Here is an 18,600-nt window from a genome sequence, read left to right as displayed (position 1 = left end):
ACATGGCATCCGCAGCCGATCAACTTGCATCCGGCCTCAACCTGTCGAAGTTCGGCAAGGCCACCGAACTCAAGAAGCGCCTGTGGTTTACGCTCGGCGCGCTGATTATCTTCCGGATGCTGAGTTACGTCCCGCTGCCCGGCGTCGATCCGACGCAGTTGGGCCTGCTGGCCGAGCGCACGCAGGGCGGCGTGCTCGATTTCTTCAACACCTTCTCGGGCGGCGCGCTGGAGCGCATGTCGGTGATCGCACTGGGCGTGATGCCGTACATTACGGCGTCGATCGTGGTGCAGCTGGCGACCTCACTCTCGCCACAGCTCGCCGCGATCAAGAAAGAGGGTGAGAGCGGTCGCAAGAAGCTCAACCAGTACACCCGCTATGGCACCGTCGCGCTGACCGCGATCCAAGGCTATGTTATCGCGGTCGGGCTGGAGACGCTGGGCGCGACGCAGGGGTTGGCCCCGGTGGTCGAACCGGGCATGTTGTTCCGCGTCGCCGCTGTCGTCTCGCTGATCGGCGGCACCATGTTCCTGATGTGGCTGGGTGAGCAGATCACCAGCCGCGGCGTCGGTAACGGCATTTCGCTCATCATCATGGCGGGCATCGTCGCGCATCTGCCGACGACGCTGGTTCAGCTGTTCGAGGGTGGCCGCACCGGTTCGCTCGATCCGATCAAGCTGGTCGGCATCTTCGTCGCGGTCGCGCTGCTGGTGTTGTTCATCTGTTTCATGGAGCGTGCGCAGCGCCGTATCCTGATCCAGTATCCGAAGCGCCAGACGCAGCGCGGCGTTCAGTCGGAGCGCAGCCATTTGCCGCTCAAGATCAACACCGCCGGCGTGATCCCGCCGATCTTCGCATCGTCGTTGTTGCTGATGCCGCTGACGGTCAGCCAGTTCGCGGGCACCGCCACGGCGGGGGAGAGCGCGTGGGGCGATCTCATCATCAACCTCAACCAGTATCTGCAACATGGCAGCCTGGTGTATATGCTGCTGTACGGCGCGGGCATCATCTTCTTCTCGTTCTTCTACACCGCCGTGGTGTTCAATCCGGAAGAGACCGCCGACAACCTCAAGAAATATGGTGGATTCATTCCGGGCATCCGTCCGGGCAAGAATACCGAGGCCTATTTCGATTATGTGCTGACGCGCATCACCGTGATCGGTGCCGCGTATCTGACGGTCATCTGCCTGTTGCCCGAATATCTGGTTTCAGCGCTGGCCATTCCCTTCTATCTCGGCGGCACCAGCCTGCTTATCGTGGTCAACGTCACGATGGATACGGTGACGCAGATCCAGTCGCATCTGCTGGCGCACCAGTATGGCGATCTGATCAAAAAGGCGAAGCTGAAGGGCGGCCGACTCCGCTAAGCGGGGCGGTATGAGAGGGGAATGGGCGTGAACATCATCCTGTTGGGGCCTCCGGGCGCGGGCAAGGGCACCCAGGCCGCTAGGCTTGAGGACGAGCGTGGCATGGTCCAGCTCTCGACCGGCGACATGTTGCGTGCGGCGGTGAAGGCCGGCAGCCCGGTAGGGCTGAAGGCGAAAGCGGTGATGGAAGCAGGGGAGCTCGTTTCCGACGAGATCGTCAGCGGGATCATCGGCGAACGCCTCGACCAGCCGGACACGGCCAAGGGTGCGATCTTCGACGGCTATCCGCGCACCGCACCGCAGGCGGCATCTTTAGATGAGCTGCTGGCCGAACGCGGGCGGGTGTTGTCGCACGTCATCGAGCTGGTGGTGGACGAGGATGCGCTAGTCGAGCGGATCACGGGTCGTTTCAGCTGCGGCAAATGCGGCGCGAATTATCACGACACCTTCAACCTGCCCAAGGTCGAGGGCGTGTGCGACGTGTGCCAGTCGACCGAGTTCAAGCGTCGGCCCGACGATAATGAGGAAACGGTGCGCACGCGCATGGCCGAATATCGCGCCAAGACTGCACCGATCCTGCCGATCTATGAAGCGCGCGGATTGGTGAAGCGGGTGGACGGGATGGCGGACATCGCCGAAGTGACCGACGCGATCGAGGCGATCCTCGACGGAAAGTGAGTGAAGCGGTCGCTCGCTGAATCAGTTCAGCGGGCGAAAGTCCGGATCGCGTCGAGCAGGTTCGGAGGCGTCTGGCCCAGCATTTCGGTTGCTGCGTCGCGGTTGGGTAGCACGGCCAGCAGCGGGGACGGGTCGAGCAGGGCAATCGTTGCGCCGCCCGCGCAGTCCGCATCCAGCGCCACGATCTGGGGCCAGGCCACCGGGTCGGCGTCGATCGGCGCGCCCTTGAGTACCGAAATCCCGTAGAAGCGGCGCAGATGCGCGGCGAGCCAGCAGGCGGGCAGGGGGGTGTCCGCACCGATCACGGCATAGAGCAGGCCGTCATCGGGCTCGTGTGCCGGGGTCAGCGCGGGCTGGATGTAGCGCCAGTCGACAATGCGGGCACCCTGTTTGGTCCAGATGCGCAGCCGGTCGATCTGATCGACGCCTGCCACGCTGGAGTCGAGGGCATAGGCTTCCTCGCTCATGGCGAAGGGGTCGTTTTGCTCGAGGAAGATCAGCACCTCATCCACCCCGAACATGTCCCGGATCGTGTCGCGGACGATCGCCACGAGTTGTTTCAGGCGGCCGCGGCCGCGCTGGGCGGGATCGACATAGAGGTAGTTGAGGTTGGCGGTGGCGATGCTCCGGCCTGCCGCTTCGGGCAGCGGCGCGGCGATCAGGTTTGCACCGCCGACATGGGTGCCGTCGGGTTCGTCCACCGTCAGGCAGATTTCGCGGAACTCGCCGTAAAGCGCGGTCAGACGGGCCTTTTCCGTGCCGTGGTTGAGGGCGAGACAGGCGATAAAGCCGTCCCGGTCCTCCTTCTCATCGGGCAACACGAACGCGCGGTCGTAACCGGCGAAGAAGCGGTCGAACACCGCGCCTTCGCCGATATCGGTTTGCCGGACGATCAGGTCGCCCTGTTCAGCCATGCGATCAGCGGCGCGCGCGGCGCTTGAACTGGTCGAGGCTGACCACGTTGCTTGGCCGTTCGATGGCGATGCCCGAATAGAGCGTGTCCATCGGCTCGTCCGTCACTTCAACCTGGGCATCAGCGCCAAAACCGTTGAACGCGGTACGCATGGCACAGCCATAAGCACCGAGCATCCCGACCTCGATATAGTCACCCGCCTGAACGTCCGCCGGCAGATCGAACGGACCCGCCATGTGATCGAGATCGTCACAGGTGGGGCCGTAGAAGCTGTATTCGACCGTCTCGGCGCTGTCCGCTCCGTCGCGCAGCAGCCGCACCGGGAAGCGCCAGCCGACATGCGCCGCATCGAACAGCGCGCCATAGGCACCGTCGTTGATATACAGTTCGTCACCGCGACGCTTCTCGACGCGCACGATCAGCGAGCTGTATTCGGCGCACAATGCCCGGCCCGGCTCGCACCACAATTCGGCGCTGTACGAGATCGGCAGATTCTCGAACGCGTTGTGGATGACGCCGAAATAGGCCTCCAGCGGGGGTGGCTCCATGCCCGGATAGGTGGACGGGAAGCCGCCGCCGACATCGACGATGTCGACCGTGACCGACGACGCGACGATGGCGATGCGCACGCGCTCCATCGCCTCGATATAGGCGGTCGGGGTCATCGCCTGTGACCCGACATGGAAGCAGATGCCTAGGGCATCGGCGGCCTGACGGGTGGCAACGAGCAGGTCCTTCACATCCTCCGGCTCAGCACCGAATTTCGATGCAAGGCTGAGTTTCGAGTGATCGGACGACACGCGGATGCGGACGCACAGATACAGGTCTTCCGCACCACGTGTGGCGCGGACGATCTTTTCCAGCTCGTCCATCGTGTCGAGGCTGAAGGTGCGCACGCCGTGGTTGAAATACGCTTCCTCGATCGCTTCCTCGGCCTTGACCGGGTGCATGAAGCACAAAGTCGCCTTGGGCAGCGTGCGCCGCGTGAGGCGCACTTCGCCGATCGACGCGACGTCGTAATGCGTGACCCCACTGTCCCACAGCAGCTGAAGCAGCTCGGGCGAGGGGTTTGCCTTGACGGCATACATCGTCGTTCCCGGAAACTTCTCGACGAAGAATCGGGCTGCGCGCTGTGCTGCGTGCGGACGAACGAGCGTTACCGGCTCGACGGGACGTAGGGCTTTCGCTAGCCCGAGCGCGCTATGATGCTTGTGCAACTCAAGGGACCTCCAAGTGGCTTTCGCCGTACGGTGAAGCTGCCTTGCGGTTGGAAGTCCCATGGGGCAGCGGACGGCTCAAATAGGGACGGGGGTCCGCAATGTAAAGCGGATATGGACCCCCTGTGACGCAGTGGGGTGATATGTGACGATTTTGCGACAGCCGACACGGGCCGGGGTGCGGGATGCGGCGGCAAAGGTGGCGTCGATCCTGCCGCCCACGCCGCTGTTTATCGCGGAAATCCGTGGGATTCCGGTGATGTTCAAGGCCGAATCGCTGCAGCCGATCGGGGCGTTCAAGATTCGCGGCGCGTGGCACCGGCTGACGGCGATCGCGCCGGATCTTCGCGAAAACGGCGTTGTCGCCTTCTCTTCCGGCAACCATGCGCAGGGCGTGGCATGGGCAGCGAAGCGGCTGGGGATGCCAGCGGTGATCGTGATGCCGGCGGATGCGCCCAAGCCGAAGCGCGATTCGACGCTGGCACTGGGGGCCGAGGTCGTGACGTATGACCGGATGAGCGAGGATCGCACGAAGATCGCCGCGCATCTGGCACATGCGCGCGGCGCGACACTGGTGCCGCCATTCGACGACCCGTGGATCATCGAGGGGCAAGGGAGCATCGGCATCGAGGTGCTGACGCAGGTAGCGGAGATGCGGCTGCCCGATCCGGTCCATGTCGTGGTGCCGTGCGGGGGCGGTGGGCTGGCTGCGGGCGTCGCGCTGGCGCTGCCCGATGCGCGGATGACGATCGTCGAGCCGGAGGGCTGGGACGATATGTGCCGCAGCCTGGAGGCGGGGTGGATCGAGCCGGTCGGCGACAATCCGCCGCCGACGGCATGCGATGCGTTGCAGACGCTGCAGGTGTCGCCCTTGACGTTCGACGTGCTGTCGCGACGCGGGGTGACCGGGGTTGCGGTGAGCGAGGCCGAAGTGCGGGCGGCGCAGCGCTGGGCAGCGGCGAAGTTGCGGCTGGTGGTCGAGCCGGGCGGATCGGTGGCGCTGGCGGCGCTGCTGGCGGGCAAGGTGGCTGTCGAGCCGGGGATGCTGGTGGTGCTGAGCGGGGGGAATGCCGATCCTGCGGCGTATGCGGCGGTTTTGAGCGGGGTCGATTGAGTTGGTGGGCGGTTGACAGTCTTGACGGTTTGAAGGGGTTGTCGGGTCGAGGCGACGACAACGCGCCAGGTTTGCGCCTGCAACACGACGGTGACGCGACACCTTCGCGACAGTGAGGCAGCCTTCACGCTCCGACGACGCGCACCGGCGCGAACTTGCGCCGACATACGACCGGTGCAGATATGCTGATCGGTGTGTCACCGACCAGCATAGAACAGATGAGATCCAACATTGGAAGGGCGGACCTGAGTCGTCTTAGTCCTCGCCTGAACCCGGCTCAGCCATCTTGCGATGCTGCTCCGCCAGTACCGATTGAGGTACGACACCGGCACCCAGCACCTGAATCTTATTGCCGAGGCCCGACACGATATGGCCCTTGCCCGACATCAGCGCGTCCCAACCATCCTTGGCGACATCGGCTGGATCCGCCTTGTCGTCGTCCTGACCAACCTTGGTATCCAGCATTCCCGCACGCGCGAAGAATTCGGTGTCGGTCGGTCCCGGCATCAACGTCGTCAGGGTCACGCCCTTTACATCCTTGATTTCATTGCGCAGCGCTTCGGTGAAATTGTCCACGAAAGCCTTGGTTGCATTATAGATCGCGTTGAAGCTGCCCGGGATGTAGCCAGCGATCGACCCGACGACGAGGATTTTGCCCGCGTCGCGCGCCACCATATCGCGCAACACCTTCTGGATCAGGTAGACGGTTCCGGTGACGTTGGTGTCGATCGCATGCCGCCATTTCGACACATCCTGATCGAGAAAGGCGCCGCCCGTCCCGGTGGCGGCGTTGGCAGCCAGCAAGTCGATCTGCCGTCCGTTTGCTGCGGCCAGCAACCGGTCCACGCCATCGATCGTGGCCAGATCCGCTTCGACCGATTCAACCGCCGTGCCGAACTGCCCGAAATCGGCCGCCGCCGCTTGTATCAGCGCCTCGTTCGCCACGACGATCAGGTCGTAACCCTCTTTCGCCGCCAGCGTCGCCAGCTCGAACCCGATGCCGGTCGAGGCACCCGTGATGACCGCCAGTTTGTTCGCCATGATCGCTTACTCCGCTGCGAGCGCCAGGCCGGGCTTCAGCACGACCTTGGTCACTTCATTCTGGTTGTCGTGGAACATCTTGTAGCCCTCGGGTGCCTGTTCGAGCGGGAGGGTGTGGCTGATGAGGAAGGTGGTATCGATCTTGTCCTCCATGATCGCGTTGAGCAGCGCGGGCATGTAATGCTGGACGTGCGTCTGTCCGGTCTTGAGCGTCAGCCCCTTTTCCATGAACGCGCCCAGCGGGAATTTGTCGACGAACCCGCCATAGACGGCAGGCATCGAAACCCTTCCGCCCTTGCGGCATGCCAGGATCGCCTGCCGGATCGAGTGCGCACGATCGGTGCCCAGGAAGGTCGATACCTTGATCTGATCGATAACGTTATCGACAAAGAAGCCGTGCGCCTCCAGCCCGACGCTGTCGATGCACGCATCCGGACCGATTCCACCGGTCATCTGGATCAGTGCCTCATAGGTGCTGGTTTCCTCGAAATTGATCGTCTCCGCGCCGAATTTCTTCGCCAGTTCAAGCCGGTGCGGAAAATGGTCGATCGCAATGACGCGCTCGGCCCCCATCAGGAACGCCGATTGCACCGCAAACAGGCCGACCGGGCCGCAACCCCATACCGCGACGGTATCACCCGGTTCGATGTCGGCATTTTCCGCCGCCATCCAGCCGGTGGGGAGGATGTCCGACAGGAACAGGACCTTCTCGTCCTCCACGCCGTCGGGAATGACGATCGGCCCGACATCGCTGAACGGCACGCGGACATATTCCGCCTGACCGCCCGCATAACCGCCGGTGAGATGGCTATAGCCGAACAGTCCCGACATCGGCTGGCCGTACAGCTCCTGCCCGATATCCTGATTGTCCGCTGGCAAGCCGTTGTCGCACGCCGAATATTGATGCTTGCCGCAATGGAAGCATGAGCCACATGCGATGGTGAATGGGACCACCACGCGCTGACCCTTTTTCAGCGTCGATTTCGCACCCGTCTCGACCACTTCGCCCATGAATTCATGGCCGAGAATGTCGCCCTTCTGCATGGTCGGGATATAACCGTCATACAGATGCAGGTCGGAGCCACAGATCGCGGTCGAGGTGATCTTGATGATCGCGTCTCGCGGGTTCAGGATTTCGGGATCGTCGACCGTATCGACGCGCACGTCATGCTTCCCGTGCCAGGCCAAAGCGCGCATCAGTTCTTTCCTTCTTCCTGAGCGACGCGGTTGCGCGCGCCCGTGGCGATCTCGCCGGTTTCCATCAGCTGCTTGAAGCGGCGCAGGTCGCGCCGTGCCTGGATGGCCGGTTCGCGCTGGAACATCTTGGCGATCACCTTGCCGATGATGCCGCCCGGCGGATCGTACAGGATTGTCGCCGTTACCACGGTCCCGCGATCGCCCTGCGCATCGCGGAAATCGATCCGCCCGCTATTGGGAACGTCCGCGCCGTCTTCCGACGCCCAGGCGATATACTCGCCCTCGCGCTCATCGGTGATTACCGCATCCCATTCGACCGTCTTGCCGGCGGGCGCCTTGACCACCCAGTGCGAGCGCTTGTCGTCAAGCACATCGATCCGCTCGATATTGTCCATGAACGTCGTGAGCTTGGTGAAGTCGCGCCAATAGGCGAACAGTTCGGCACGGGGTCGATTGATCGTTACCGTCCGGCCGATCAGCGTATCGGCGTCGCCCTGATCAGGCTTGTCGAGCCATGATGCGGTAGCTGTATCGACCGCAGCACGCACATGTTTCGAGGCGGTCAGCGGAGCGTCGTCCACGACCGTAAGGTCCATATCGTCGGCCATCGCATATCCTTTGGAGAACTGCTGCCCCAACGATGCGTAACGGTCAGCGTTCCACACCGATTGTGCGGAGACGCGGAAAAATAGATTGTCTTATAATGGGTTAAGTTGCTTCGACGAAAGCGGGCCTGTTACCCCACAAACGCCCGCTCGATCACATATTGCCCCGGCTTGGCGTCGGAGCGTTCCTCGAAACCCAGGCCGTCGAGCATTGCCGGCAGGTCGCGGATCATGTCCATGCTGCCACGCATCATGATGGGGTCGGTTTCGGGGGCGAGGCACTTTTCGCCGGGCATTCGCGGGAGGTATCGTTCTCGAGGAGCGTGCCAAACATATTTGCAGGTAAAGCACCGGGCACGCCTAGCGCCGTCTAACCCCCGCCGGGTACCTTCGGTCCGCGCGGTGCCGCCTCGACATTGGGGGTGTCGCTCGATTTGTTGCGGCTCCAGTCGATGCGGTAGAGATCGAAGCGGCGATCGGCGAGGTTGCGGACGGTGCCTTCCGCGCGGGCCCAGGTCAGGTCGGCGAGGTTGACGTCGGCGATGGTCAGGGCCTCGATATTCTCGCTGGCTTCCGCAGCGATCCCGTCGCGCGCGAAGGGGAAGTCGCATGGCGTCAGGATGCACGACTGGGCGTATTGGATGTCCATGTTGTCGACTCCAGGCAGGTTGCCGACGTTGCCCGACATGACGACGAAGCACTGGTTCTCGATCGCGCGGGCCTGGGCACAATAGCGCACGCGCATATAGCCCTGGCGATTGTCGGTGCAGAAGGGGACGAAGATGATCCGCGCGCCTTCGTCGACCAGGCGGCGGGCCAGCTCGGGGAACTCGCTGTCGTAGCAGATGAGCACGCCGACCGGACCGATATCGGTCTGGATGACGTTCACCGAGCTGCCGCCCTTGATCTTCCACCAATAGGCTTCGTTGGGGGTCGGGTGGATTTTTTCCTGCGAATGCACCGATCCGTCGCGCAGGCAGACATAGGCGATGTTCTGGATCGTGCCGTCTTCAGTGCGCGTCGGATGCGATCCGCCGACGATGTTGATGTTGTAGCGCATCGCCATCCGCGAAAGTTCGGCGACGATCGGCGCGCGATGCTCGGTCAGCCGGTCGATCGCCTCCATCGGCGACAGGGTTTCGGTCTCGAACGAAAGCAAGGACAGCGTGAACAGTTCGGGGAAGACGACGAAGTCCGAGCGGTAATCCGCCGCGACATCGACGAAATATTCAACGTTTTTGACGAACTCGGCGAAGTCCTTGACCGCACGCGCCTGAAGCTGGACCGTCGCCAGACGGACGCTTTCGACATGGCGCGGGACGCGGAATTCGGGGGGCTCGTTCGGGTCGACATAAGGGTTGCGCCAGACCATGTGCGTGGCGAACCCGCCCGAAGACTTGTCCGCCGGCAGATATTTGGGGAGGACGCCGATCGGGGTGAAGCCGTTGGCGAGGTGGAAGCCGACCACAGGGTCGCGGAACTTCCCTTCACGCACGCCGAGGAGGTAATCTTCAGGGCTGCCCGCCTTGGATTTGACGCGTGAGTAACCGGGCATACGTCCGCCAAAGACGATGCCGCGCAGTTCGAGTTGCTCGGCCAATACCCGGCGCGCTTCGTACAGGCGCTTGCCGATGCGCAGGCCGCGCTGGCTTTCGTCGACCGCCAATTCGATGCCGTAGAGCCAGTCGCCGGTCGGGTCGTGGCGGCTGCCGAAACCGTTGCCGGAGATGGTCGCCCAATCATGCGGCGCGAGCGCGATGGCTTCGTCGATGCGCGACGAGGCGCAATAGCCGACGACCTTTTTCTCGAGGACCGCGACGAACTGCCCTTCGGGGAAATTGTTGATCTGTCCGCGAATTTCGCCTGCGGTGTAGTTTTCGGTGTCCGGATAGGCCTGGCTGATCAACGCGAGGATGCCGCGCACGTCGGCGGGGACGGCAACGCGAACCTTCAGCTTGGCAGGGCTTTTTTTGGACAATGATTGGCTCCGGCTGGATCGGGACAGTTCGGCGGTGGGGTATCGCGGCAACGCCTGCCTTCAACAGACGATCCGATCCAGTCATTTGTCGCGTATTCGATACCGATCGTGACGCGGTATGAGCTCCTGCCTTACCCTACAAACGCCCGCTCAATCACATATTGTCCCGGCTTCGCGTTCGATCCTTCTGCAAATCCAAGCCCATCCAGCATCGCGGAGAGGTCGCGGATCATGTCCATGCTGCCGCACATCATGATGCGGTCGGTTTCGGGGTCGAGGCGTTTTTTACCGAGCATCTGTGCGCCGAACAGGCCGCCATTTTCGATCAGCGTGCCGATGCGGTCGCTGGTGGGGAAGGGCTCGCGGGTGACGGTGGGGAGATAGTTGAACTGGAGCAGCGCCTGATCCTGCACCAGCGGATCGCCCGCCAGTTGTGATTCGAGTTCCTCGCGGAAGGCGAGGTCGCTGACGCGGCGGACCGAGTGGACGAGCAGGATCTGGTTGAACAGGTCGTACACGTCGGGGTCTCGCGCCAGACTGAGGAAGGGGGCAAGGCCAGTGCCGGTGGAGAGGAAGAACAGGCGCTTGCCGGGGAGCAGCGCGTCGGTGACGAGCGTGCCGGTGGGCTTGCGACCGAGGAAGATCGGGTCGCCGGGCTGAATCTGTTGCAGGCGCGAGGTGAGCGGGCCGTCCAGCACCTTGATCGACAGGAACTCGATTTCCTCGGCCCAGGCGGGGCTGGCGATGGAATAGGCGCGGAGCAGCGGGCGGCCTTCGCCGGGGAGGCCGATCATCACGAACTCGCCCGAGCGAAAGCGGAAGCTTTGCGGGCGGGTGATGGTGAAGCTAAACAGATGTTCGTTCCAGTGGCGGACGCTGGTCACGGTTTCCACGGTCAGCGAGGCGGAGGGGGCGAGGATCGCGGCGTTGCGGTCGCTCATCGGGCGGCTCCTTCCGGGCGCAGGCCGACGGCGTCGAACGCGGCGGCGGCGGTCTCCAGGGCGAGTTGCAGCGCGGGGGCGCTGGCGGCGGGAACGATCATTGCCAAAGTCTCTCGAAATGCGGCGTGTGGTCGGTGCCGTACGCTCTCAAACAGGCCCATCAGCAGCGCTTCATGCTCGGCGATGCGCGGATGCCCAATGCGGCGGAAATAGAGGGGATCGCGCGCTTCGCAATTAAGAATTGCCATGGCCATGGAGAAGGATTGCAATCCCGCTTCGGCGTTCCAGCGCGCAAAACCCTCGCCCAGCACGTTGCACGGGCAGTGACGAGGTTCACCGCCTGAACCCAGCCGCGCATCGCCCAGACGAAGAAGCGGCCGCCGAGGTCGAGCGAGGATATGGGGCGATCGAGATAATGGTACACCGGAAACTCCTTGCAAGGCGAGTTGCCGGATACGCTATTGCAAGTCAATCGCAATTAAGCGGATGGCTCGACGGCGCGCGGGGTGGAGGTTAGGGAAAGGCGATGGACGTCCAACTTACCCCCGCCGCATCGACCCTGCTCGCGCTGCTGATGCTGGCGGCGGGCGGACTGGTGTGGGGCGGGGTGACGATCCTGCGCCGGGGGGACCGGACCAAGGGTGTGCTGATGCTCGTCTGTGCGGTGGTGCTGGTGGGGAATGTTCTGATCTGGACGGTGTAAACGGCGAGTCCGTAGTGGAAGGCGCCTTTCGTCCGGTGCCCGATCACGGCACTGTGCGATGTTTCTGTTGGGGGGAAGAAATGCGGCGTGTTTCAGTCTCGGTCGGGGTTGCGTTCGCGCTCGGCATGGTTTCGCCGGTCATGCCGACAGCGCGTGCGGAAAGTGCGGACAAGGGCGTGGAGACGGTCAAGCGCGCGCTGGCGGCGTTCGAGCGTGAGGATTGCCCGGGTGCCGTGCGCTTGCTCAAGCCGGCGTTGAAGCCGGCTGCGGCGGCGCAATTGCCGGAGGCGGTGGCGGCCGCGGCCTATTATCTGGCGGCGACGTGTCTTGCGGGCAAGGATCTCGCGGAAGCACGGCGGATGGCGATCGCCGGAACCGCGCTGGCGGAGGCGCCGGACGGGCTGTGGCACCTGCGGCTGGGCATCGACCTCGATTCGGGGGACAATGCAGCGGCGCTGGCGACGCTGGCCGCCATGACCGAGGGGCGGGGCGGCGCGCTGAACACGGTGCCGATGCGCTGGCTCTACCAGCTCAGCCGCAAGCTGAACGGCGCTGGATCGGAGGGGCTGCGGCTGCAATTCCTGCGGATCATGACCGCCGATGCCTATGACCCGGACGAGGCGGGTGCTTCGAAGAACGGTTTTCGGTACGATCTGGCGAAGATTCTGGCGGGCAACGGCGACACGGCAGCCGCAGCGGCGCAGATCGCGCTGATCGATTCCGCCTCGATCCTGTTGACGATGAGTTACGACGCCCGCACCGGCCCGCTGATGCCCGCCGGTTTCGACCCGCGCGCGGCGATGGAGCGCGAACTGGCCAATGCGCGGGCGAACATGCTGCGGCATCCCGATGCGCTATCCCCGTTGTTGGGCGCGGTGGGGAATCTGCGGGCGCTCGGTCGACCAAAGGAAGCGCTCGAGCTGCTTGAAGCGGCGCGGGCGGGGGGCAAGAAGATCGAAGACTATGCCGACGCCGACGAGTTTCGCAATTGGTGGTGGGACGCGATGGCGCGAACGCAGGAGATGATGGGCAATGCGGACGCCACCTTCGTCGCCTTTACGCAAGGGGCCGGTGAGAAGGAGAATGGTGGCGACAACGTCAGCCAGACGATCAATCTGGCGCATGCGCAGAATCGCTTTGGCCGCCATGCCGATGCGCTGAAGACGCTGCCGTCGACCGACAAGGGATTTTCGGCGAGCCCATATGGCGCCATGGAAATGCGTCTGGCGCGCGGCTGCGCCAATGCGGCGCTGGGCAATATGCCGGCCTATGCCACCGATCTGAGCTATGCGCGCGAACATGCAAAGGACAATTGGCAGGTATTGGTCGACCTGTATTTGTGCGGGGGCGATCTGGATGGGGCGGCAGTGGCGCTGATCGGAAATCTGACGGACGCGGATAATCGCGCGGAGGCGCTGGTCTGGCTGAGCGACTATGACGCCGCGTTGCCGGGGCGGCCACTCTACAGCTTCGAAAAGCGGCTGAACGAGCTGAAGGCGCGGGCGGACGTGAAGGCCGCAATCGACAAGGCTGGCGGCATCCGCCGTGTGCGACTGCAACGCGGGGAGTTGTAGCTAATCGCGATCCGGCGACTGGTTGCTGCTCGCGGCGATGGCGGCGGCCCAGTCGGGGTCGGCGGTTTCGGTGACGCCTTCGTCCTCGACCTCCGGCAGCGTGGCGAACCATGGCATACGGGCTTCGGCACCCATCTGGGTTTTGGGCGGGAAGGCGGCGGGGGCGTCGAGCGAGCCGATGGTGAAGTTGGTGCGGCCGGATTCCAGGCCGTGATAGAAGAGCGGCGTGCCGCACGCGGCGCAGAAGCCGCGATCGACATGTTCGGAGCTGCGGAAAGTCGCAGGGGTTCCGCGTGTCCACTCGATCGCATCGTCGGGCGCGGCGACAAGGGCGGCGAAGATATTGCCGACCGCCTTCTGGCACATGCGGCAGTGGCAGATATGCGCGTTGTCGAGCATCGCGGTGGCGCGGTAGCGGACTGCGCCGCACTGGCAGCCGCCGGTCGCGGTGATCTCGCGGCGGTTCATGGCTGCTGCTGTGTGATGCGCAGCGCCCAGCGGTCGTAACCGAGCGCCTCGACCCGCTCGAGCAGTGACTGGAGCGTGGCGGGCGCAGGGCGCGGTTCGCGGTGCAGGAGCCAGAGATAGCGGCCGGCGGGCTCGCCGACGATCGACCAGTCATACGCATCGCCGTGATCGAGCACCCAGTAATCGCCGGTGTAGAGCGGGCCGAAGAACGAGACCTTGAGCTTGGCGTTGGTCGCTTCGTCGGCGATGACCGCGTTGCCGCTGACGGTTGAGCGCTCGCCGTTGCGGGTGCCGCTGTTGTGGATGCCGAGCTTGCCGTTCGGCTCCAGCGCATATTCCGCCGTCACCGCGTCCATCCCCTTCTGGAAGCGGTTTTCGTGGCGGGCGAGTTCGAACCATTTGCCGATGTAGCGGGCGAGATCGACCGATTTGGCCGGTTGCGGCACGTTTGGGTTGATGACCGGCGGGCGGGTGGCGCGCGAAAAGAGGAACAGGCCGCCGATGGTGGCGGCGGCGACGCCGGTGGCGATCTTGATCGCGGTGGACTGCTTCATGGGGGGAGTATGCGGCGGGGCGTGGTCTGCAGGCAAGAAAAGAAGAAGACCCTCACCCAACCCTCTCCCGTGAAGAACGGGAGAGGGCTAGAGGAAGAAGGCTAGAAGATCAGCGGATCGGGGAGTTGGGGTCGAGGCGCATGTCGAGATATTTGTCCACGCTGCCCATCAGCTCTTCCATTTCCTGCTCGAAGAAGTGGTTCGCGTGCGGGATCGTGTCGTGGTGGATGGTGATGTGCTTTTGCGTGCGCAGCTTGTCGACCAGCTTTTGCACCGCGCCGGGGGTGACGACCTCGTCATTCTCGCCCTGAATGATGATGCCGCTGGACGGGCAGGGGGCGAGAAAGGTGAAGTCGAACATATTGGCCGGCGGCGCGATCGAGATGAAGCCGCGAATCTCCGGACGGCGCATCAACAGCTGCATGCCGATCCACGCGCCGAAGCCGAAGCCGCCGATCCAGGTGGTCGAAGCCTCGGGGTGAAAGCTTTGCACCCAGTCGAGCGCCGATGCCGCGTCGGACAATTCGCCGATGCCATTGTCGAACACGCCCTGGCTCTTGCCGACGCCGCGAAAGTTGAAGCGCAGGGTCGCGAAACCGCGACGCTGGAACGTCTTGAACAGCTCCTGCGTGATGCGGTTGTTCATCGTGCCGCCGGCATTGGGATGCGGATGCAGGATCATGGCGACGGGCGCACGCGGGCGCGGGCCTGGGGTGAAACGGCCTTCGAGGCGGCCTTCGGGGCCGGGGATGATGACTTCGGGCAAGGCAGACTCGCTTGAATTGGGGCGCCCACTCCTAAAACGATTGGGCGCGAAAAACGATGGAGGCTATATAAGCGACAAGCCCCGACAAGCAATTGGAACGAATCCCCCCTTGGCCGCCACAATACAAAACAGGCGCATCTATCTGGATCATGCCGCGACCACCCCGATGCTGCCGCAAGCGGTGACCGCGGTGCAGGAGGCGATGCTGCGTTGGGCCAATCCGAGTTCGCCGCATGCCGAGGGGCGCGCGGCGCGGGCGGCGCTGGAGGATGCGCGGGCGCGGATCGCGGCGGCCTATGGCTGGCCACACGAACTGATCCTTACCAGCGGGGCGAGCGAATCGCTCTATATCGCGCTGAAGCGATCGATGGCGCAGCGGCGGCTGATTACTGCGGTGGAGCATGATTCGGTGCTGCGCCATTCTGAAGGCGCTAGCGTGCTGCCGGTGCTGTCGGACGGAACACTGGACCTCGACGCGCTGCGTGCGGCGATCGCGCCGGGCGTGCTGCTGTGCGTGCAACGGACCAACAGCGAGACCGGCGTGATTCAACCGATCGAGGCGATCGGGCAGATCGTGCGCGAGGCGGGCGGGATCCTGTTGGTCGATGCGGCGCAAATGCCGGCGCGCGCGTCTGCGGCAGTGCTGCGGCATGCCGATCTGGTCGCGGTCTCCGCGCACAAGCGCGGCGGGCCGCCGGGGATCGGGGCGCTGTTCGTGCGCGATTTCGCCACGTTGATGCCGATGGGCGGGCAAGAGAAGGGCTATCGTGCCGGGACCGAGAATTTGCCCGGCGCGCTCGGCTTTGCCGCAGCGGTCGAGGTGCCGGAGGATACGGATCCGCTCTACACCTTGCGCGCCCGGCTGGAGGCGGCGTTGCCGGACGTCGAAATCGTCGGCGCGGCGAATTCGCGGTCGCCGCTGATCGGGGCCTATCGCATGCCGGGTGTCTCCGCCGCCGCGCAGCTGATCCGGTTCGACATGGCCGGCTTTGCGGTTTCGGCAGGCAGCGCCTGCGCCTCGGGCAGCTTGCGGCCAAGCCATGTACTGAGCGCGATGGGCTGGACCGAACCGGCGTTGCGCGAGGTGATCCGGGTGAGTTTCGGGCGCGGCACGACCGAAGTCGAGGTGGACGGCTTTGCGGCGTTATGGCGCGAGATCGCGGCGGATGCACGGGCGCGGGCGGCATGACCTATCTCGATTATCAGGCGACGACGCCATTAGCGCCGGAAGCGTTGGCGGCGATGCTGCCGTGGTTGAGCGATGACTTCGCCAACCCGCACTCGGCGCATGCTGCCGGGCGGAAGGCGAAGGCGGCGGTCGAGGTGGCGCGCGAGCAGGTCGCGGATTTGATGCCGGATGGCGGCACCGTGAGCTTCACCAGCGGTGCGACCGAGGCGCTGAACTGGGCGATCAAGGGGACGCGCGGAGATATTGTCACGCTGGCGACCGAGCATGCGGCGGTGCTGGATACCGTGGCGGCCACCGGGCGCGAGGTGACGGTCCTGCCGGTGGGCAGCGATGGACTGATCGAGTTCGCGGCGGCGCGAGCGGCGATTGGACCGGGGACTGGGCTGGTCGCGGTGATGCTGGTCAATAACGAGATCGGGACGGTGCAGCCGATCGAGGAACTGGCGGGGCTGGCCAAGGCGGCGGGGGCGTTGTTCCTGTGCGACGCCGTGCAGGGGTTCGGGCGCGAGCTGATCCCGGATGTGTGCGATCTGGTCGCGGTGTCGGCGCACAAGGTACACGGGCCAAAAGGGATCGGGGCTTTGTGGGTGCGCGATGGCGTGACGCTGGAGCCGTTGCTGCATGGCGGGGGACAGGAGCCCGGGGGGCGATCGGGGACGTTGTCGCCTTCGCTGTGTGCGGGGTTCGGCGCGGCGGCGGCGCTGGCAAAGCAGCGGTTCGGGGCGGATCGGGCACATGTGTCGCAGCTGTTCCGCGCGGCGTTTCAGGCGCTGGGCAGCGCGGGGTGGACGTTGAACGGGTCGAAGGATGAGCGGTATCCGGGGAACCTCAACCTGCATTATCCGGGGCTGGATGTGGCGCGGTTGATGTCCGATCTGCGCGACATCGCCTTTTCCGCCGGGTCGGCCTGCGCGAGTGGGTCGGGGCGGCCGAGCCATGTGTTGCGGGCGATCGGGCTGTCGGATGCGGAGGCGCGGTCGAGCATCCGGCTGGGCTTTGGGCGCTATACGACCGAGGAGGAATTGTTGGGCGCCGTTGAGCGGATCGATTCAGCGGCGCGGGCGCAGCGGGTGGCGGCATGATCCGGGTGCGGTTCATTGATCCAGACGGTGACGGGGTTACCGAGGCCGAGGCGGCTGCGGGCGACCGGTTGCTTGAAGTGGGCCAGGCGAAGGGCATGCCGCTGGAGGGGACGTGCGAGGGGCAGATGGCGTGTTCCACCTGTCACGTGATCGTCGCGCCGGAGGATTTCGATCGCTTGCCGCGGGCGAGCGAGGAGGAAGAGGATATGCTCGACCTCGCCGTGGGTGCGACACGGACGAGCCGGTTGTCGTGCCAGATTTTGCTGGATGCATCGCTGGACGGGCTGACAGTCAGGCTGCCTTCAGAACACCGCGATATGCAGGGAAGATGATGAACGATTTCAGGACCCTTGGTCGCCGCCAGTTGATCGCCGGGGCCGCCATGCTGGCCGCGCTCCCCGCTGTTGCTCAGAAGAAGAGCGTGCTCGACCGCATCCGTGAGGAGACTGGCGGGCGGATTGGCGTGGCGGTGTATGACAGCGAGACCGGGCGGCGTTACTTCGACGGGGCCGAGGCGCGCTTTGCGATGTGCTCGACGTTCAAGGTGCCGCTGGCCGCCGCCGTGCTGGCGCGTGCCGATCGGGGCGAGATCGACCTGAAGCGGGAAATTCGGTTCGGGGAGGCCGATCTGCTGGACTATGCGCCGGTGGTGAAGGCCAATCTGGCAAAGGGGGCGCTGTCGATCGAGGCGTTGCTGGAGGCGGCGGTGGTGATGAGCGACAATGCCGCCGCGAATCTGGTGTTCGGCCAGATTTCGGGGCCGCGCGGGCTGACCAAGTTCATTCGCTCGACCGGGGATGCGATCAGCCGGTCGGATCGGGACGAGCCTTCGCTCAATATCGTGCGTGGCGGTGAGGTGCGGGATACCACGACGCCGATGGCGATGCTGTGGATGCTCAACGCAATCCTGCTGGGCGAGACGCTGTCGCCCGCGTCGCGCGCGAAGCTGCTCGGCTGGATGGAGGCGTCGCCGACCGGCAAGGAGCGGCTGCGCGCGGGAATGCCCAAGACCTGGCGGGTGGGTGACAAGACGGGCACGAGCGGGGAAGGCTATTTCAACGACATCGCCATTGCCACGCCGCCGGGGCGGAAGCCGATTTTGGTGACCTGTTATCTGGACGCGCCGGGGCTGGACGGGGCAAAGGCGAACGCGGCGCATGCGAAGGTCGGGGCGCTGGTCGGGGCGTTGTTCGCGTAATTGACAAGGGTGCTG

General features: G+C 64.5%; 20 protein-coding genes and 1 pseudogene. 9 read left to right on the top strand and 12 right to left on the bottom strand.

The features are described from left to right. Positions 1–2: 2 nt before the first annotated feature. Together secY and U1702_RS06770 are read left to right on the top strand one after the other, a co-directional pair. Complete coding sequence (gene secY / locus U1702_RS06775) at positions 3–1,367, top strand: preprotein translocase subunit SecY (protein WP_332723201.1); 1,365 nt, start codon at positions 3–5, stop codon at positions 1,365–1,367. Between the two features lie 27 nt (positions 1,368–1,394). Next, positions 1,395–2,045 carry an adenylate kinase gene (locus tag U1702_RS06770; protein WP_332723199.1) on the top strand — a complete coding sequence of 217 codons (651 nt, stop codon included), beginning with the start codon at positions 1,395–1,397 and terminating at the stop codon, positions 2,043–2,045. Positions 2,046–2,071: 26 nt separating this feature from the next. Here U1702_RS06770 and U1702_RS06765 read toward each other — a convergent pair whose 3' ends face one another. Both U1702_RS06765 and U1702_RS06760 read right to left on the bottom strand, forming a co-directional pair. Then, on the bottom strand, positions 2,072–2,959 hold the full coding sequence (locus U1702_RS06765) for a hypothetical protein (RefSeq protein WP_332723198.1): 888 nt from the start codon (positions 2,957–2,959) through the stop codon (positions 2,072–2,074). A 4-nt stretch (positions 2,960–2,963) separates the two neighbouring features. Further along, complete coding sequence (locus U1702_RS06760; RefSeq protein ID WP_332723196.1) at positions 2,964–4,175, bottom strand: type III PLP-dependent enzyme; 1,212 nt, start codon at positions 4,173–4,175, stop codon at positions 2,964–2,966. A gap of 145 nt (positions 4,176–4,320) precedes the next feature. On the opposite strand from U1702_RS06760, the gene U1702_RS06755 reads away from it, so the two are divergent. Beyond that, complete coding sequence (locus U1702_RS06755) at positions 4,321–5,289, top strand: threonine ammonia-lyase (protein ID WP_332723194.1); 969 nt, start codon at positions 4,321–4,323, stop codon at positions 5,287–5,289. 255 nt (positions 5,290–5,544) lie between these two features. Here the strand turns inward: U1702_RS06755 and U1702_RS06750 are convergent, their stop codons facing one another. The 7 genes and pseudogenes from U1702_RS06750 to U1702_RS06720 all read right to left on the bottom strand — a co-directional run bounded on the left by U1702_RS06750 (position 5,545) and on the right by U1702_RS06720 (position 11,362). After that, positions 5,545–6,330: an SDR family NAD(P)-dependent oxidoreductase gene (locus U1702_RS06750; protein ID WP_332723192.1), complete on the bottom strand. Its 786-nt coding sequence runs from the start codon at positions 6,328–6,330 to the stop codon at positions 5,545–5,547. Positions 6,331–6,336: 6 nt separating this feature from the next. Then, positions 6,337–7,527 (bottom strand): zinc-dependent alcohol dehydrogenase, encoded by a 1,191-nt coding sequence (locus tag U1702_RS06745; protein WP_332723190.1) that lies wholly within the window; start codon positions 7,525–7,527, stop codon positions 6,337–6,339. Then, positions 7,527–8,135 carry an SRPBCC family protein gene (locus U1702_RS06740; RefSeq protein WP_332723188.1) on the bottom strand — a complete coding sequence of 203 codons (609 nt, stop codon included), beginning with the start codon at positions 8,133–8,135 and terminating at the stop codon, positions 7,527–7,529. Before U1702_RS06740 ends, U1702_RS06745 begins: the two co-directional genes overlap by 1 nt. Positions 8,136–8,263: 128 nt before the next feature. After that, positions 8,264–8,422 (bottom strand): annotated as a pseudogene (locus U1702_RS06735) (ferredoxin--NADP reductase); the annotation flags it as partial. Positions 8,423–8,502: 80 nt separating this feature from the next. Then, a complete protein-coding gene (locus U1702_RS06730; protein WP_332723184.1) occupies positions 8,503–10,110 on the bottom strand; it encodes a GNAT family N-acetyltransferase in 1,608 nt (535 codons plus the stop codon). 131 nt (positions 10,111–10,241) lie between these two features. Beyond that, entirely contained in the window at positions 10,242–11,051 is an 810-nt protein-coding gene (locus U1702_RS06725; protein WP_332723182.1) for a ferredoxin--NADP reductase, read from the bottom strand. Then, positions 11,048–11,362: a hypothetical protein gene (locus tag U1702_RS06720; RefSeq protein WP_332723180.1), complete on the bottom strand. Its 315-nt coding sequence runs from the start codon at positions 11,360–11,362 to the stop codon at positions 11,048–11,050. The genes U1702_RS06725 and U1702_RS06720 overlap by 4 nt, the downstream gene beginning before the upstream one ends. Positions 11,363–11,577: 215 nt before the next feature. Between U1702_RS06720 and U1702_RS06715 the strand changes: the two genes are divergently transcribed. Continuing rightward, positions 11,578–11,754 carry a hypothetical protein gene (locus U1702_RS06715; protein WP_332723178.1) on the top strand — a complete coding sequence of 59 codons (177 nt, stop codon included), beginning with the start codon at positions 11,578–11,580 and terminating at the stop codon, positions 11,752–11,754. Between the two features lie 80 nt (positions 11,755–11,834). Further along, a complete protein-coding gene (locus U1702_RS06710; protein WP_332723176.1) occupies positions 11,835–13,328 on the top strand; it encodes a hypothetical protein in 1,494 nt (497 codons plus the stop codon). Here the strand turns inward: U1702_RS06710 and U1702_RS06705 are convergent, their stop codons facing one another. From U1702_RS06705 to U1702_RS06695, 3 genes are all read right to left on the bottom strand, one after another. After that, complete coding sequence (locus U1702_RS06705) at positions 13,329–13,796, bottom strand: GFA family protein (RefSeq protein WP_332723174.1); 468 nt, start codon at positions 13,794–13,796, stop codon at positions 13,329–13,331. After that, entirely contained in the window at positions 13,793–14,350 is a 558-nt protein-coding gene (locus U1702_RS06700) for a lipocalin family protein (RefSeq protein ID WP_332723171.1), read from the bottom strand. The genes U1702_RS06705 and U1702_RS06700 overlap by 4 nt, the downstream gene beginning before the upstream one ends. 109 nt (positions 14,351–14,459) lie before the next feature. Continuing rightward, the gene (locus U1702_RS06695; RefSeq protein ID WP_332723169.1) at positions 14,460–15,116 is read right to left on the bottom strand and encodes an alpha/beta hydrolase; all 657 of its coding nucleotides are present in this window, start codon (positions 15,114–15,116) and stop codon (positions 14,460–14,462) included. A 109-nt stretch (positions 15,117–15,225) separates the two neighbouring features. Between U1702_RS06695 and U1702_RS06690 the strand changes: the two genes are divergently transcribed. Genes U1702_RS06690 through bla form a run of 4 tightly spaced genes read left to right on the top strand, consistent with a single transcriptional unit; the run spans position 15,226 to position 18,585 of the window. Then, entirely contained in the window at positions 15,226–16,305 is a 1,080-nt protein-coding gene (locus U1702_RS06690; protein WP_332723167.1) for a cysteine desulfurase family protein, read from the top strand. Beyond that, on the top strand, positions 16,302–17,387 hold the full coding sequence (locus tag U1702_RS06685; RefSeq protein WP_332723165.1) for a cysteine desulfurase family protein: 1,086 nt from the start codon (positions 16,302–16,304) through the stop codon (positions 17,385–17,387). The genes U1702_RS06690 and U1702_RS06685 overlap by 4 nt, the downstream gene beginning before the upstream one ends. Continuing rightward, positions 17,384–17,719 (top strand): 2Fe-2S iron-sulfur cluster-binding protein, encoded by a 336-nt coding sequence (locus U1702_RS06680; protein WP_332723163.1) that lies wholly within the window; start codon positions 17,384–17,386, stop codon positions 17,717–17,719. The genes U1702_RS06685 and U1702_RS06680 overlap by 4 nt, the downstream gene beginning before the upstream one ends. Further along, a complete protein-coding gene (gene bla, locus U1702_RS06675) occupies positions 17,719–18,585 on the top strand; it encodes a class A beta-lactamase (RefSeq protein ID WP_332723162.1) in 867 nt (288 codons plus the stop codon). The genes U1702_RS06680 and bla overlap by 1 nt, the downstream gene beginning before the upstream one ends. Positions 18,586–18,600 lie beyond the last annotated feature (15 nt).

It is taken from the genome of Sphingomonas sp. LT1P40 (assembly GCF_036663835.1).
Classification (GTDB): domain Bacteria; phylum Pseudomonadota; class Alphaproteobacteria; order Sphingomonadales; family Sphingomonadaceae; genus Sphingomonas.
This window is presented reverse-complemented; position numbering and strand designations above follow the sequence as displayed.